The organism is Collinsella sp. AF23-4AC (assembly GCF_003462685.1).
GTDB lineage: Bacteria > Actinomycetota > Coriobacteriia > Coriobacteriales > Coriobacteriaceae > Collinsella.
This window is the reverse complement of sequence record NZ_QRVE01000046.1, coordinates 1-614: the sequence shown is the minus strand read 5'-3', so window position 1 is coordinate 614 and position 614 is coordinate 1. Positions and strand designations below refer to the sequence as shown.

The following is a 614-nucleotide window of genomic DNA, read 5'->3' as shown; positions in this document are numbered from 1 at the left end:
GAGCCGGACATCGCCGCGCGGGCGGCCCTCTCCGCGTCCGCCTCGTCGCACTTTCCCTGCCCCGGGCGCCTCCTCTGCGTCCTCGCCGGGGAGAGCGCCTCGCGCACGGGCATCCCCAGCGACGCGAGGTGCCTGGTGAGGCCCGCCCCGTAGGACGACGTCCCCTCCATCGCGACGCAGGCCGGCTCCCCGGCCGCCGCGATCGCCCCGGCGAGCGCCTCGTAGCCCGCCGCGTCGGCGGGGAACCGGCGGGACAGGACCCTGCGGCCCCTCCAGTCGAGGACGCACAGCCAGTGCGAGTCGGCGTGGGTGTCGACCCCGCAGAAGACCGGCCCGCGGGCGCCGGGTGTCGATTCGTTTCGCATGTCTCGCTCCGTTCTTTCCGTGCTCGCCTGGACCGGGCAGACGGCACACTGACGGGGCGCGATAGAATGCGGTTGTTCGGGTCCGCGGTATCGCTCCATGCTCCTATTAGGTCATGCGGCGGTCTCGGCTCGCCGCGGGCCGCGCGGGACATGTCAGGAAACGAGGGCAGCCCTGTGGGCGCCAGCGGAATGTGGGGTCACCGCGCGGTCCGCATCTGATGGTGTCGACGTCAATGGTATACGGGTGCA

The 614-nt window shown here is 72.3% G+C and carries 1 protein-coding gene; it reads right to left on the bottom strand.

Going from position 1 to position 614, the window contains the following annotated elements; genetic code table 11:
- A partial coding sequence (locus DWY05_RS09865) for a transposase (protein ID WP_158563738.1) occupies nt 1–365 on the bottom strand: 365 nt, incomplete at its 3' end.
- Nucleotides 366–614: the final 249 nt, after the last annotated feature.